This window comes from Qipengyuania xiamenensis (genome assembly GCF_019711495.1).
Lineage (GTDB): Bacteria > Pseudomonadota > Alphaproteobacteria > Sphingomonadales > Sphingomonadaceae > Qipengyuania > Qipengyuania xiamenensis.
This window is the reverse complement of sequence record NZ_JAIGNM010000001.1, coordinates 1,394,971-1,407,466: the sequence shown is the minus strand read 5'-3', so window position 1 is coordinate 1,407,466 and position 12,496 is coordinate 1,394,971. Positions and strand designations below refer to the sequence as shown.

Here is a 12,496-nt window from a genome sequence, read left to right as displayed (position 1 = left end):
GTGCGCCTGCGCCTCAGCGCAACTGGCTATCCTTGCTGCCCCGGCGATTGATGCCCGACTGGCGCACCGCAGCGTCGCGGCCCGACTGGCATTGCACGCAGGTCCGCACACCGGGCAGGGCTTCGCGGCGCTTCTGAGGGATTTCATCGCCACATTCGTCGCAATATTCGGCGCTCTCGCCTCGGGGCATGCGCGCCCGCGCGGCGCTTACCGCGTCGCTTACAGTGTCGTCGATCTGGTCCTGTACGGCACCATCGCGTGCCCAGCCACCGGCCATTGCAGTCTCCTTTCCCGTTCAGAACGACCCGGCAGGGGCAGGCGTTCCGCCCACAGGCGCAGGAGGATTGCGGTTGCGCGGCGGCGACGCGATGCATAGCCTGCCCCGATGAAATCCATACGCAACTCGCTCGTTCGCCTGTTTGCCGCCCCGGCCATGGCGCTGTTCCTCCTCGCCAACACGGTCGGCGACCGCGCCGAAGCGCTTATGGAAGAGGGCAAGGAAGCCGAGGCTTTCGAGCTGGTCCGTCAAGGCGCGGCTGACGGCGATGCGAATGCGATCAACTATCTCGCGTGGTTCTATGACAATGGCCGCTATGTCGAAACCGACAGGGCGCGCGCCGCCGAATTGTACCGGCAGGCCGCCGGTGAGGGCGTGGCCTATGCCCAGTGGCGGCTCGGCGTGATGATCGATACCGGCGAAACGCCCGGCACTCCCGAGGAGGCTTTCGCGCTCTTCGAGAAATCGGCTGCGCAGGACTTCACCAACGCCATGACCAGCCTCGCGGTGATGCATGCCACCGGACGCGGCACGAAGCGTGATCCGATCGCTGCACGCTATTACTACTCGATGGCGGCAGCTGCCGGAAATCCCCACGGGATCCGCGGGCTCGGCATTCTCTACCTGCACGGCGAGGGCGTTGATCGCGATCCGATCGAGGCTGCCGCCTATTTCCTCATCTCAGCCAGCCTGGGCAACGAGCAAGGCCAGGAGTCCTTCGACGTCGTCACGCAGGATTACGACGATGCCACCCTCAAGCAGGTGGCCGAGCGTGCCAACGAGCTCGTTGAAGAGCTCGGCTACCGATTCGAACAGGAACCCGAAGCCAAATAGGGTGACGGGCTAGTCGTCCTTGCTCGGGCGCCATCTCCAGCCGCCCGGCGTGGTCGCCCATGCGACCAGCAGGAAAGCAATGGTGGCGGCCAGGAAGATGAGTATCCCGGCGATGCTGTAAACCTCGTCGCCGCTCTCCCACATCAGGCCGGCAACCACGGCTGTTGCGATGTAGCCAAGCATCACGGCCCAGCCCTGCCAGGCGGTCGGCAGGCCGCATCCGTATCCGACCTTTTTCGGGGCGAACCAGCCTTTTTCGTTACTCATCCGATGCATCCTTCGGTGGCCGTCCCCTGCGCGGGGGTGGCGATTGCTTCACTTCGATACCGCGCCCCTTGAGCGCCTCGCGCAGCAGCATCTCGATCTGCGCATTGGCGCTCCTGAGCTCGTCTGCAGCAAGGCGCTCGACCGCGGCATGGACTGCCGGGTCGAGACGCAAGGCGAAGGCTTTCTTTTGCGGCATGAGAATTTCCCGGTCTGCCCCCGGGGGTTAGTAGATCGATCCGGCGTTAATGACCGGATGCGCTTCCTTCTCGCCGCACAGCACGACCATCAGGTTGGAGACCATGGTCGCCCGGCGTTCGTCGTCCATGTCGACGATGCCGTCCTGGCTAAGCTTGGTCAGCGCGTCCTCGACCATGCCGACAGCGCCCAGCACGATCTTGGCACGCGCCGCGATGATCGCATCGGCCTGCTGGCGCTTGAGCATCGCGCTGGCGATTTCGCTGGCATAGGCGAGGTGGGTGAGGCCCGCCTCGTCGACCACGACGCCGGCGACCTTGAGGCGGTCGTTCAGCTCTTCGAGCAGTTCGGCATTCACGACTTCCGCACCGCTGCGCAGCGTGACTTCCTCGCCCTCGAAATCGTCATAGGGGTGGCGCGAACCCACGGTGCGCAGGCCCGCCTCGATCTGGATGTTCACGAACTCCTTGTAATCGTCGACATCGAAGCTCGCCTGTGCCGTATCGCGCACGCGCCATACGACGTTGCAGGCGATCTCGATCGGGTTGCCGCGCAGATCGTTGATCTTCACGCGGTCCGAATGGATATTGTGCGCGCGGGCGGAAATCTTGTTCTTGCCCATCCACGGCCAGACCCAGCGCAGCCCCTCGGTCCGCTCGCTGCCGCGATATTCGCCAAACAGCGTGATGACCGCGGCCTGGTTGGGCTGGATCATGAAGAAGCCCGAGGCGAGGATCAGCACGCCCACCAGTGAGACGACGAGCGTCCCGACGAACCCGATCTTGGCCAGCTTGGAGGCACCATAGTCCGGAGCACTTCCGGGCAGGATGAGGGCGAGCGCGACCACGACAACCAACAGCGCCAGCAACATGATGTAGCCATTGTAGCTGGTCGCCGCGCTCTCGCGGCTGGTTTTCATTCCCGTTTGTTCGACAGACATGACGAATCGCTCCTTCGATATAATTATGATATCATATTTATATCAAATGATGTGAAAGTCAAACTGGCCGAGATCAGTGGCGTGCGATCTCCTGCAGGAACCGCTCGCCATAGGCTTCGAGTTTCTTGCCCCCGACGCCCCCGACCTGGCCCAACTCGGCCATTGTCGACGGCCGCGCTGCGGTCATCTCGCGCAGCGTACTGTCGTGGAAGATCACATAGGGCGGCACCTGCGCCTCGGCGGCGAGTTCGCGGCGCAGTTCGCGCAGGGCTTCGAATAGCGGATCGCCGACCGGGTTGGCCTCGTCGCCACTGCGCCTACCGCGCCGTTGGCGCTTGGGCGGGACAACGATGGCGACTTCGCGTTCGCCTTTCAGGATTTCGCGTGCACTGCCGCCCAGCGCGAGACCGCCATGTTCGGTCGGGAGCAAATCGCCGCGCGCCTGTAGCGTACGTCCCAGCGGCTGGAGCAGCCGCGCCTCTTCGCCTTCGACGATGCCGTAGACGCTCAGCCGGTCGTGGCCCTTCTGGCGGACGCGCTCGTCCTCTGCTCCGGTCAGGACCTTCTGCAGATGGCCCATGCCGAAGCTCTGGCCGGTGCGGTAGACGGCGGACAGCAGCTTGCGCGCCAATTCGGTCGCGTCAGTCACGTCAGGCGCATCGAGGCAATTGTCGCAATTGCCGCATGTTGCTGGCGGGTCCTCCCCGAAATGGCGCAGCAGCACTGCGCGTCGGCATTCGGGCGTCTCGACCAGCGCTGCCAGCGCATCGAGGCGCGCCCGCTCGGCGTTGCGTCGGTCCTCATCCACTTCGGAGAGGCGCATGCGCGCGGTGGCGAAATCGCCTGCGCCCCAGAACATCGTCGCCGCCGAAGGGTCCCCGTCGCGGCCTGCGCGGCCCGTTTCCTGGTAATAGGCCTCGATCGACTTGGGCACGCCGACATGCGCGACGAAGCGCACGTCGGGCTTGTCGATACCCATGCCGAAAGCGACCGTCGCGACGATCACCATGTCCTCGCTTGCCACAAAGGCAGCCTGGTTGGCGGCGCGTGTCTGCGGATCGAGGCCGGCGTGATAAGGCAGGACTTCCCGACCCGTGGCAGCCGCGAGCTTCTCGGCGAGGTCTTCGACCTTTCGGCGGGTCTGCGCATAGACGATGCCGGGACCGGGGCGCTCTGACATCAACGTCGTTAGCTGGCGCACCGGATTGTCGCGATGGCGAATGGCGTAGCGGATGTTGGGGCGGTCGAAGCCTGCCAGTACCAGACCGTCCTCGGGAATGCCGAGCTGGCTGAGGATATCGGGGCGCGTCTGCCGGTCCGCCGTCGCCGTCAGCGCGAGGCGCGGGACATCCGGAAAGGCATCCATGAGCGGACGCAGCATCCGGTAGTCGGGGCGGAAATCATGGCCCCACTCGGATACGCAATGCGCCTCGTCGATGGCGAACAGCGCGAGGCGCGCCGAAGAGAGGAAATCGCGGAAAGCGGGCTGGCTTGCACGCTCGGGCGCGACATAGAGCAGGTCGAGATCGCCTGCGCGGAAAGCGTCTTGCGTCTCGCGCCAGTCGGCATCGGCGCTGGTCAGCGTGGCCGCGCGGATGCCGTTTGCCCGCGCGCTCCTCAGCTGATCGTGCATCAGCGCGATCAGCGGGCTGATGACTACGCAGGTCCCCTCCAGCATGACCGCCGGAAGCTGGTAGGTGAGCGACTTTCCGGCACCCGTCGGCATAACCGCAAGGCTCGACTGGCCCGCCAGCGTTCGCTCGACCACCTCGGCCTGCCGGCCACGGAAATCGTCGAAGCCGAAGGTCGCGCGCAGGGCATCGCGCGCGGCGGGCATGTCGAGGATCGGGACTGAGGCCATGCCCCCCGTGTTGCCGCAAGCCCTGCCATGCGCAACCGGCTCTCGTGCTTTTTCCCTTGGCGAGATGGCAAAGGTGCGATTAACCACGCCCCGACCAACTCCAAGGAGAATGCAATGAAGTTCCGTATTGCCGCCGCCGCCACCGCCAGCCTCGCTCTTGCAGCATGCGGCAGCGCCGACGACGCATCGACCGAAGCAGAAGCCAACACGGTCGAAGTCGCAGCCGACGAAGCCATGGAACCGGTAGCCGAAGAACCGGTCGCCGACGAAGACGCTGCGATCGAGGAAGACACCGGCCCGACCGAAGCCGAAGCCGCCACTGTCGAAGCTGCTGGCGATGAAGCTGCTGCGACCGCAGCTGCTGCAATGGACGCCATGTCCGAAGACGGCCAGTAATTTGCACAATAGGAGGGGGCGCAATGCGGCAGGACATGCCGCTTTGCGCCCCTTTCCGTAGCGCGCTTTGCGATGGCGCCAATGCGCGATAGCGTGCGCGCGATGATACGAATCGCAGCCCTGTTTGCCCTCCCGCTCGGCCTGCTTTCCGCTTGCGGATCGCCGGGCGATACTCAAGCCACGACGCCGATGACCGAGGGCGAGGCCGAGGCGCTGGAAGATGCCGCCTCCATGCTCGAAGAGCAGCGCCTGAACGAGAGCGGGCAGGACACCGACGGTACCGAATTCGAAGGAGAGAGCGAATGAGCACAGCCCAGTCAAATCCCGGCATGGACCAGGATACCTTCGACCAGTTTCTCGACCAGCTCGAACGCTATGTCCGCGAACGCCTGATCCCGGCCGAAAAGGACGTGATCGAGAACGACGCCCTGCCCGAGGATATCGTTTCCGAGATGAAGGAAATGGGCCTGTTCGGCCTGACGGTTCCCGAAGAGCACGGCGGTGCGGGCCTCAACGTCACACAATATGCCAAGGTCGTGCAGACCATGGCCTACGCCGCGCCTGCCTATCGCTCGATCTTCTCGATCAACGTCGGCATGTTCAACTCCGCGATCAAGAACGGCGGCACGGCCGAGCAGCAGGCGGAATGGTGGCCGCGCATTGCAGCGGGCGAGATCGCCTGCTTCGGCCTTACCGAGCCCGGCAGCGGTTCGGACAGTGCTGCGATGCAGACCATGGCCAAGCCCGATCCCGACGGTAACGGCTGGATTCTCAACGGCACCAAGCGCTACATCACCAACGCCCCGCACGCCGACGTCGGCCTGATCATGGCGCGCACCGAGAAGGAAGCGCTGCCCAAGAACGCGCATGTCAGCGCCTTCATCGTCCCGATGGATACGCCGGGCGTTTCGACCAGCAGCCCCGACAAGAAGATGGGGCAGGCAGGTAGCCATATCTCCGACGTCATGCTCGACGATGTGCATGTTCCCGGCGACGCGCTGCTAGGCGGCGAGACCGGCAAGGGCTTCCGCTTCGCCATGATGAGCCTCGACAACGGGCGCATCTCGGTCGGCGCCGCCAGCACTGGCTATGCCCGCCGCGCGCTCGACAGCGCGGTCAAATATGCCAACGAGCGCCAGGCCTTCGGTGAGCCGATCGCCAATTTCCAGCTGATCCAGCAGATGCTCGCCGAGAGCTGGACCGAGATTTACGCCGCCGAAGCGATGATGGCGGACGTTACCGCCCGCGTCGATCGGGGCGAGGATACGGTGAAGGAAGCGGCGGCCTTCAAGGTCTTCGCCTCCGAAATGTGCGGCCGCGTGGTCGACCGCGTGGTGCAGGTATATGGCGGTGCGGGCTATCTCGCCGAATACGACGCCGAACGCTTCTTCCGCGATGCGCGCATCTACCGGATTTACGAGGGCACGACGCAGATCCTCCAGCTGCAGATCGCAAAGCGGATGCTGCGCGAATATGCGGCGGGCCTCTGAGGCGTGTACGGACTTCTCAACGATCTGAGCATCATCGAGGCGTCGAGCTTCGTAGCGTCCCCCACGGCCGGCCTCTATTGCGCGCAGATGGGCGCGGAGGTGATCCGCGTCGATCACAAGGAGGGCGGGCTCGATTACGACCGCTACATGCTCACGAAAGAGGGCCGCAGCCTGAGCTGGGAGAACCTCAATCGTGCGAAAAAGTCGGTCGCGCTGGACTTGCGCAGCGGAGAGGGTCGTGAACTGCTGGTGGAGCTTTCGGCCAAGACCGGCAATCTCATCACCAACCTGCCCGAAAAGAGCTTCCTCTCGCACGAGGCGGTCGCGGCAAACTGCCCCGATCTCGTGAGCGTCCGCATCATGGGCTGGCACGACGGACGGCAGGCGATGGACTTCACCGTCAATGCCGCCAGCGGGTATCCGCTGATGTGTGGGCCCGAAGACTGGGACGAGGCAACCGCGCCGCCGGTGAACCAGGTCCTGCCCGCGTGGGACTTCATCACGGGTGCCTATTGTGCTTTCGCGCTGATCGCAGCGATCCGCCACCGCGACCACACGGGCGAGGGTAGCGAGCTACGCGTGCCACTGGGCGATGTCGCCATCGGCACGGTCGCAAACAGCGGTGCCATGGCCGAAATGCTCTATCGCGGCGCCGACCGCGAGCGGCTCGGCAATGCGATCTGGGGCGCGTTCGGGCGCGATTTCCGCAGCCTCGACAACACGCGCTTCATGGTGGCCGCGCTGACGGCGAAGCAGTGGACCGGCCTGGTGAAGGCCTTCGGCGTGGAAGACGAGATTGCCGCTCTCGAGCAGGAATGCGGCGTGCGTTTCGCCGATGGCGACGACCCGCGCTTCAAGCATCGCCACGCATTGTTCGACCTCTTCCAGTCGCGCGCCGGAACGATGGACTGGCCAGAACTCGAACGCCGCATGGCCGCCGAGGGCTGCACCTTCGAACGCTATCGCACCATGCACGAAGCCGCCAACGATCCGGTGCTGGTGGATGAGAACCCGCTCTTTACGCGGACTTCCGCAAACCCCTCGGGTTTCGAATATCCCGCCACCCGCAGCTTCGCCAACATTCCCGGGCGCGAGGCCGGCGGTCCCGCCCCCGCACCCTACCTCGGGCAACATACCGAGGAAGTGCTCGCAGACCGCCTCGGCCTCTCCTCGGGCGCGATCGGCAAGCTCGTCGACCGCGATATCGCCCGCCTCTCCGATAAGGACTGATCCATGACCGAACTCCGCCGCGTCGCCATCTGCAAACCGCTCCGCACGCCGGTCGGCAAGTTCCTCGGTAGCCTTGCCCCGCTTGAAGCGGGCGCGCTGGGCGCGGTGATCATCAAGGCGCTGGTCGAGCGTTCGGGCATCGATCCGATGCGCGTCGACGACGTGGTATTCAGCCAAGGATACGGCAGCGGCGAGGCTCCCGCCATCGGGCGCTGGAGCTGGCTCGCTGCCGGCTACCCCATCGAAGTGCCCGGCATGCAGCTCGACCGGCGCTGCGGCTCGGGCCTGCAGGCGGTCGCCACTGCTGCGATGATGGTGCAGACTGGCATGGCCGACTGCGTGCTCGCCGGCGGGGTCGAGAGCATGTCCAATGTCGAGCACTACACCACCAAGGCCCGCCACGGCGCACGGCTGGGTGACATGGTGCTGTGGGACCGCCTTACGCGCGGGCGCCTGATGAGCCAGCCGATCGAGCGTTTCGGCGTCATCACCGGCATGATCGAGACTGCCGAAAACCTCGCCAAGGATTACGATATCAGCCGCGAGGCTTCGGACGAATTCGCGGTCCGTTCACACCGGAACGCGGCGAAGGCGTGGGACGAAGGCAAGTTCGACGAGCAGCTCGTGCCTGTCGAAATCCCCCAGCGCCGCGGCGATCCCGTGGTCTTTGCCAAGGACGAGGGCTTCCGCGCGGATGCCGATATGGAAAGCCTCTCCAAGTTGCGCCCTATCGACGGCAAGCGCGATCCGGATGCCATCGTGACTGCGGGTAATGCCAGCCAGCAGAACGATGCGGCCGCCGCCTGCCTTGTGGTGGCGGAAGACAAGGTCGAGGAACTAGGCCTCGAACCGATCCTCTGGTTCCATTCGTGGAGCGCAGCGGGCTGCGATCCCAGCCGCATGGGCATCGGCCCGGTGCCCGCGGTCGAGCGCCTCTTTGCAAAGAACGGCTTCGGCTGGGACGACATCGGCCTTATCGAACTGAACGAGGCCTTCGCGCCGCAGGCACTTGCCGTGCTGAAAGGCTGGGGTTTCGCCGAGGACGACAGCCGCCGCGAGATCGTGAACGTCAACGGCTCGGGCATTTCGCTCGGGCACCCGATCGGCGCGACCGGCATCCGCATCCTTGCCGACATGGCGCACGAGATGCAGCGGCGCGAGGTGCGCTATGGCCTTGAGACCATGTGCATCGGCGGCGGACAGGGCATGGCCGCCGTGTTCGAGCGCGCGGCCTAGTCTATCGGATAATTCCTTATCGGCTGGAGGACGCCGTAGCTTTCCGCCAGCGGTTCTCGTCCAAGGTCGGGAAATTCGATCGGTGCCGGATCTACATGCATGTCGGGCAGCCGGTCGAGCAGGTCGCGAACCAGCGTCAGCCGCCCCTGCTTCTGGTCGTTGAAGTCGACCAGCGTCCACGGGGCGTGTGCGGTATGCGTGCGCTTCAGCATTTCCTCGCGCGCTTCGGTATAGGCATCGTATTTGTCGCGTGCGGCGAGGTCGATCGGTGACAGCTTCCAGCGCTTCAAGGGATCTTCTAGCCGCTCGCGCAGCCGTTCCTCCTGCTTTTCCTGGTCCGCGCCGAGCCAGTATTTGAACAGCAGGATACCGTCGTCGACGAGCATCTTCTCGAAAGCGGGCACCTGGTCGAGGAATTGTTCGACCTGCGCTTCGCTGGCGAAACCCATCACCCTTTCCACGCCGGCGCGATTGTACCAGCTGCGATCGAACAGGACGATCTCGCCGGTTGTCGGCAGGTGGTCGACATAGCGCTGGAAATACCACTGGCCCTGCTCGTCCTCGGTCGGCTTGCCGAGAGCGACAACGTGACACTGGCGCGGATTGAGCTTTTCGGAAACCGCGCGGATCGCACCTCCCTTTCCGGCCGTGTCGCGGCCCTCGAACAGCACGACGATCCGCTGTCCGGTAACCCGTGCCCAGCGGGCCATTGCCACCAGTTCTTCGCGCATCGGCTCCAGCTTGGCTTCGTAATCCTTGCGTTTCATGGCTGCGCGCATCTCCTGATTTGAATGGCGGTGACAAAGCGACTATCTACAGCAGTGATATGGCTACGCTAGCAGAACCAGAACAGGACTTTACCCGGCTTCCCGAAATGCCGGACGATGTCTTCACCGCACCCCTGAAGAAGCCCGAGCATGTCGGCGACGACTGGCTCGAGCCCAAGCAGACCGTCTACGACAGCGAGGACGATGCGATCTGGGACGATCTGTTCAAGCGGCAGATGCAAATGCTTCCCGGCCGCGCGGCGACGGCTTTCATGGAAGGCACCGAGAAGCTCGATCTCGGGCGCGGCGGCGTTCCCGAGTTCGGCAAGCTGTCCGAGGAACTGGACAAGCTGACCGGCTGGAGCGTGGTCCCGGTGCCCATGCTGATCCCCGATCACGTATTCTTCTGGCACCTTGCGAACCGCCGCTTCCCGGCAGGCAATTTCATCCGCACGCGCGAGACTTTCGACTACATCCAGGAACCCGACGTGTTCCACGATGTCTTCGGTCACGTCCCGATGCTGACCGACCCGGTCTATGCCGATTACATGCAGGAATACGGCAAGGCCGGCTGGAAGGCGATGCGCTACAACCGGCTGAAAGCGCTGGGGTCGCTCTACTGGTACACGGTCGAATTCGGCCTGATCGAGGAAAAGCCGGGCGATGTCCGCGCCTATGGGGCAGGCATCCTCTCCGGCCCGACCGAGGTGGTCTATTCGGTGGAGGCGGAAAGCCCCAACCGGATCATGCTGAACGTCGACCGGGTCATGCGCACCGATTACGTGATCAGCGACCTGCAGCCGACCTACTTCGTGATTTCCAGCTTCGAGGATCTCTACCGCCAGACGGTGGAGCGCGATTTCGACAAGCTTTATCGCAGCCTCGGTCCGGGCTTCACCTACGCCAATACCGCGGTGATCGATGTCGATTACGTGGTGAACCGCGGCACGCTGGAATATACATTGCGCGGCGGGCGCGGATCGGGCGCCAAGCCGGTCTGAGCTGGTTGCCTCCGGACACACAAAAAGGGCTCCGGATCGCTCCGGAGCCCTTTCTTGTTCCCGTAGGAACAGTCTGGATTACATGGTCTCGTCGACCTGGTCTTCCATCGACTCTTCCATAGCGTCGGTTTCGTCGTCGAGGGCGTCGGCCTGGTCTTCGGTGATTTCACCGGCTTCTTCCATCTGGTCGACTTCAGCGTCACGCACGTCTTCCATGGCTTCGATTTCGTCTTCAGCCTGGTTTTCGGCGGCGCTGTCGCATGCTGCGAGGCCGAGGCTCATGGCGGCTGCCGAAGCGACGAGTGCGGTCTTGGTGAACTTCATTATTACTTCCCCTTTTGTGGACTGATTGCGGACACTGACGCAGTGATGCGGGCGCCCTCTAATCATGGCAAAAATGTGTCTCGGAGCGTTTGGTTCCGAGAAAAATAAAAAAGGGGCCCGGATCGCTCCGGAGCCCCTTCGCTTTTTCCCGAAGGAAATGTGCGGCTTACATGCCGTCCATTTCGTCGGCAGCTTCTTCACCAGCGTCTTCGACGGCGTCAGCCTTGTCTTCCATGGCTTCGACGGCTTCTTCCGATGCGCCGGCGTCTTCCATGGCTTCAGCCTGGGCGTCCAGTTCCGATTCCATCTGCTCTGCCTGGTCTTCCATGGCTTCTTCCTGCGGGCCGTCGCATGCAGCGAGGCCGAGGCTCATGGCAGCAGCCGAAGCGACGAGAGCGGTCTTGGTGAATTTCATTGTTTCTTCCCCTTGATTACAGGCTCCGGCCGGAAAACGGTGGAACCAGATTTGGATGGTTACTGCGTTACGCGACTAAGACAAGGCTTTCTCGCGCACTACATTGTACAAGCCAATCAGCACGATAGCTCCGACAGCGGCCCATAGGAGCGTGCTCGCCCGGATTGCGCCGAGAAAGACGCCGCCCGAGGTAGCCAGCCCTACGCCCAGCGAACCGATGATACCGGCGACGACATTCCGCAGAATGCCGCGTCCTTCTTCGATCTGGAGGGCGATCGTCGCCAGCCAGCCCAACAGGGCGCCGGTTACGATCAGGATTATCAGACCCATCAAAGCTTCCTTGCAACTGGTACTTGCCCAATCAAACCACGCTGCGGCAGAAGGTTCCGGGAATGTGACGGAAACAAGGCGAACCGTTGACGGTCTCCGGTCAGAGCAGGGCGAGCAATGCGATCCCCAGCAGGACCCGGTAGACCACGAAAACCAGCATCGAAGCCCGCTTCAGGAAGTTCATCAGGAAGATCATCGTCGCGAGCGCGGTGAAGAAGGTCAGGATACCCGTGACAATGGCGTCCTGCTGCATCTGCGCGGTCGCATCGGCGAGGTCGAATGCCGCCAGCACGCCGGCACCGGCAACCGCCGGAATGGCCAGCAGGAAGGAAAAGCGAGCCGATTCCACGCGCGAATAGCCCAGAGCGCGCGCCGCGGTCATCGTGGCGCCCGATCGGCTCGTGCCCGGGATCAGGGCCATAGCCTGCGCGATGCCGACGAGGATCGCGTCCTTGAGGCTCATGTCCTCATAGGCCTTGGTCTGCTTGCCGAACTTGTCGGCGAGGCCGAGCAGGATGCCGAACACGATGAGATTGGTCGCGACGAGATCGGTCGACCGGAATCCCTCCAGATAGCCGCCCACCTTGATGAACAGGCCTGCCGCCACGGCCGGAATGGTGCCAATGACGACGAACCAGAACAGCTTGCGCTGCTCGTCGTCCTTGCCGAGGCCGACGCTGGCGAAACCGCCGCGTGCAAGGCCGATCACGTCCTTGCGGAAATAGAGAATGATCGCGAGCAGCGAGCCCACATGCACCGCCACGTCGATCAGCGGGCCCTGGTCGGGAAAGTCCGTCAGCTTCGGGATCAGGATGAGGTGACCCGAGGACGAAATCGGCAGGAATTCGGTGATCCCCTGGACGATCGCGATGATGAGTTCTTGCAGGAAAGTCATAGGTCGCGGTGGATGGCAGAAGGCCAAGCCAAGTCAAC

The 12,496-nt window shown here is 63.7% G+C and carries 17 protein-coding genes; 7 read left to right on the top strand and 10 right to left on the bottom strand.

Annotated features, from left to right (window positions below; translation table 11 throughout):
* Positions 1-13: 13 nt before the first annotated feature.
* Positions 14-277, bottom strand: coding sequence for a DksA/TraR family C4-type zinc finger protein (locus K3165_RS07185; protein WP_221548066.1), 264 nt, complete (start codon positions 275-277; stop codon positions 14-16).
* Between the two features lie 108 nt (positions 278-385).
* Between K3165_RS07185 and K3165_RS07180 the strand changes: the two genes are divergently transcribed.
* Complete coding sequence (locus K3165_RS07180) at positions 386-1,111, top strand: tetratricopeptide repeat protein (protein ID WP_221548065.1); 726 nt, start codon at positions 386-388, stop codon at positions 1,109-1,111.
* Between the two features lie 9 nt (positions 1,112-1,120).
* Here K3165_RS07180 and K3165_RS07175 read toward each other — a convergent pair whose 3' ends face one another.
* The 4 genes from K3165_RS07175 to recQ all read right to left on the bottom strand — a co-directional run bounded on the left by K3165_RS07175 (position 1,121) and on the right by recQ (position 4,374).
* The gene (locus K3165_RS07175) at positions 1,121-1,378 is read right to left on the bottom strand and encodes a hypothetical protein (protein WP_221548064.1); all 258 of its coding nucleotides are present in this window, start codon (positions 1,376-1,378) and stop codon (positions 1,121-1,123) included.
* Positions 1,371-1,574 (bottom strand): type II toxin-antitoxin system antitoxin, encoded by a 204-nt coding sequence (locus K3165_RS07170; RefSeq protein ID WP_247713912.1) that lies wholly within the window; start codon positions 1,572-1,574, stop codon positions 1,371-1,373. The genes K3165_RS07175 and K3165_RS07170 overlap by 8 nt, the downstream gene beginning before the upstream one ends.
* Before the next feature lie 27 nt (positions 1,575-1,601).
* Entirely contained in the window at positions 1,602-2,513 is a 912-nt protein-coding gene (locus K3165_RS07165) for an SPFH domain-containing protein (protein WP_247713911.1), read from the bottom strand.
* A 73-nt stretch (positions 2,514-2,586) separates the two neighbouring features.
* On the bottom strand, positions 2,587-4,374 hold the full coding sequence (recQ, locus tag K3165_RS07160; protein ID WP_221548063.1) for a DNA helicase RecQ: 1,788 nt from the start codon (positions 4,372-4,374) through the stop codon (positions 2,587-2,589).
* 114 nt (positions 4,375-4,488) lie between these two features.
* On the opposite strand from recQ, the gene K3165_RS07155 reads away from it, so the two are divergent.
* The 5 genes from K3165_RS07155 to K3165_RS07135 all read left to right on the top strand — a co-directional run bounded on the left by K3165_RS07155 (position 4,489) and on the right by K3165_RS07135 (position 8,726).
* A complete protein-coding gene (locus K3165_RS07155) occupies positions 4,489-4,770 on the top strand; it encodes a hypothetical protein (protein ID WP_221548062.1) in 282 nt (93 codons plus the stop codon).
* 102 nt (positions 4,771-4,872) lie between these two features.
* Positions 4,873-5,076 (top strand): hypothetical protein, encoded by a 204-nt coding sequence (locus K3165_RS07150; RefSeq protein ID WP_221548061.1) that lies wholly within the window; start codon positions 4,873-4,875, stop codon positions 5,074-5,076.
* A complete protein-coding gene (locus tag K3165_RS07145; RefSeq protein WP_247713910.1) occupies positions 5,073-6,260 on the top strand; it encodes an acyl-CoA dehydrogenase family protein in 1,188 nt (395 codons plus the stop codon). The genes K3165_RS07150 and K3165_RS07145 overlap by 4 nt, the downstream gene beginning before the upstream one ends.
* A gap of 3 nt (positions 6,261-6,263) precedes the next feature.
* Positions 6,264-7,490, top strand: a complete 1,227-nt coding sequence (locus K3165_RS07140) for a CoA transferase (RefSeq protein ID WP_221548060.1) — start codon at positions 6,264-6,266, stop codon at positions 7,488-7,490.
* A gap of 3 nt (positions 7,491-7,493) precedes the next feature.
* Complete coding sequence (locus K3165_RS07135) at positions 7,494-8,726, top strand: acetyl-CoA C-acetyltransferase (RefSeq protein WP_221548059.1); 1,233 nt, start codon at positions 7,494-7,496, stop codon at positions 8,724-8,726.
* Here the strand turns inward: K3165_RS07135 and ppk2 are convergent.
* Positions 8,723-9,493: a polyphosphate kinase 2 gene (ppk2, locus tag K3165_RS07130; RefSeq protein WP_247713909.1), complete on the bottom strand. Its 771-nt coding sequence runs from the start codon at positions 9,491-9,493 to the stop codon at positions 8,723-8,725. The two genes, K3165_RS07135 and ppk2, sit on opposite strands and share 4 nt — an antisense overlap.
* A gap of 59 nt (positions 9,494-9,552) precedes the next feature.
* Here ppk2 and phhA point away from each other — a divergent pair, with 59 nt between their 5' ends.
* A complete protein-coding gene (gene phhA / locus K3165_RS07125) occupies positions 9,553-10,494 on the top strand; it encodes a phenylalanine 4-monooxygenase (protein WP_247713908.1) in 942 nt (313 codons plus the stop codon).
* A 78-nt stretch (positions 10,495-10,572) separates the two neighbouring features.
* Here the strand turns inward: phhA and K3165_RS07120 are convergent, their stop codons facing one another.
* The 4 genes from K3165_RS07120 to K3165_RS07105 form a co-directional block, all read right to left on the bottom strand.
* Positions 10,573-10,818: a hypothetical protein gene (locus tag K3165_RS07120; protein ID WP_221548057.1), complete on the bottom strand. Its 246-nt coding sequence runs from the start codon at positions 10,816-10,818 to the stop codon at positions 10,573-10,575.
* A gap of 166 nt (positions 10,819-10,984) precedes the next feature.
* The gene (locus tag K3165_RS07115; protein WP_221548056.1) at positions 10,985-11,233 is read right to left on the bottom strand and encodes a hypothetical protein; all 249 of its coding nucleotides are present in this window, start codon (positions 11,231-11,233) and stop codon (positions 10,985-10,987) included.
* Between the two features lie 75 nt (positions 11,234-11,308).
* Positions 11,309-11,563 carry a GlsB/YeaQ/YmgE family stress response membrane protein gene (locus tag K3165_RS07110; RefSeq protein ID WP_221548055.1) on the bottom strand — a complete coding sequence of 85 codons (255 nt, stop codon included), beginning with the start codon at positions 11,561-11,563 and terminating at the stop codon, positions 11,309-11,311.
* 100 nt (positions 11,564-11,663) lie between these two features.
* Positions 11,664-12,458 carry an undecaprenyl-diphosphate phosphatase gene (locus K3165_RS07105; protein WP_221548054.1) on the bottom strand — a complete coding sequence of 265 codons (795 nt, stop codon included), beginning with the start codon at positions 12,456-12,458 and terminating at the stop codon, positions 11,664-11,666.
* Between the last annotated feature and the right edge of the window lie 38 nt (positions 12,459-12,496).

Excerpts from the sequence above, each read along its gene's own strand:
- K3165_RS07185 (WP_221548066.1), bottom strand. The coding sequence starts at position 277 with ATGGCCGGTGGCTGGGCACGCGATGGTGCCGTACAGGACCAGATCGAC.
- K3165_RS07180 (WP_221548065.1), top strand. The coding sequence starts at position 386 with ATGAAATCCATACGCAACTCGCTCGTTCGCCTGTTTGCCGCCCCGGCC.
- K3165_RS07175 (WP_221548064.1), bottom strand. The coding sequence starts at position 1,378 with ATGAGTAACGAAAAAGGCTGGTTCGCCCCGAAAAAGGTCGGATACGGA.
- K3165_RS07170 (WP_247713912.1), bottom strand. The coding sequence starts at position 1,574 with ATGCCGCAAAAGAAAGCCTTCGCCTTGCGTCTCGACCCGGCAGTCCAT.
- K3165_RS07165 (WP_247713911.1), bottom strand. The coding sequence starts at position 2,513 with ATGTCTGTCGAACAAACGGGAATGAAAACCAGCCGCGAGAGCGCGGCG.
- recQ (WP_221548063.1), bottom strand. The coding sequence starts at position 4,374 with ATGGCCTCAGTCCCGATCCTCGACATGCCCGCCGCGCGCGATGCCCTG.
- K3165_RS07155 (WP_221548062.1), top strand. The coding sequence starts at position 4,489 with ATGAAGTTCCGTATTGCCGCCGCCGCCACCGCCAGCCTCGCTCTTGCA.
- K3165_RS07150 (WP_221548061.1), top strand. The coding sequence starts at position 4,873 with ATGATACGAATCGCAGCCCTGTTTGCCCTCCCGCTCGGCCTGCTTTCC.
- K3165_RS07145 (WP_247713910.1), top strand. The coding sequence starts at position 5,073 with ATGAGCACAGCCCAGTCAAATCCCGGCATGGACCAGGATACCTTCGAC.
- K3165_RS07135 (WP_221548059.1), top strand. The coding sequence starts at position 7,494 with ATGACCGAACTCCGCCGCGTCGCCATCTGCAAACCGCTCCGCACGCCG.
- ppk2 (WP_247713909.1), bottom strand. The coding sequence starts at position 9,493 with ATGAAACGCAAGGATTACGAAGCCAAGCTGGAGCCGATGCGCGAAGAA.
- phhA (WP_247713908.1), top strand. The coding sequence starts at position 9,553 with ATGGCTACGCTAGCAGAACCAGAACAGGACTTTACCCGGCTTCCCGAA.
- K3165_RS07120 (WP_221548057.1), bottom strand. The coding sequence starts at position 10,818 with ATGAAGTTCACCAAGACCGCACTCGTCGCTTCGGCAGCCGCCATGAGC.
- K3165_RS07115 (WP_221548056.1), bottom strand. The coding sequence starts at position 11,233 with ATGAAATTCACCAAGACCGCTCTCGTCGCTTCGGCTGCTGCCATGAGC.
- K3165_RS07110 (WP_221548055.1), bottom strand. The coding sequence starts at position 11,563 with ATGGGTCTGATAATCCTGATCGTAACCGGCGCCCTGTTGGGCTGGCTG.
- K3165_RS07105 (WP_221548054.1), bottom strand. The coding sequence starts at position 12,458 with ATGACTTTCCTGCAAGAACTCATCATCGCGATCGTCCAGGGGATCACC.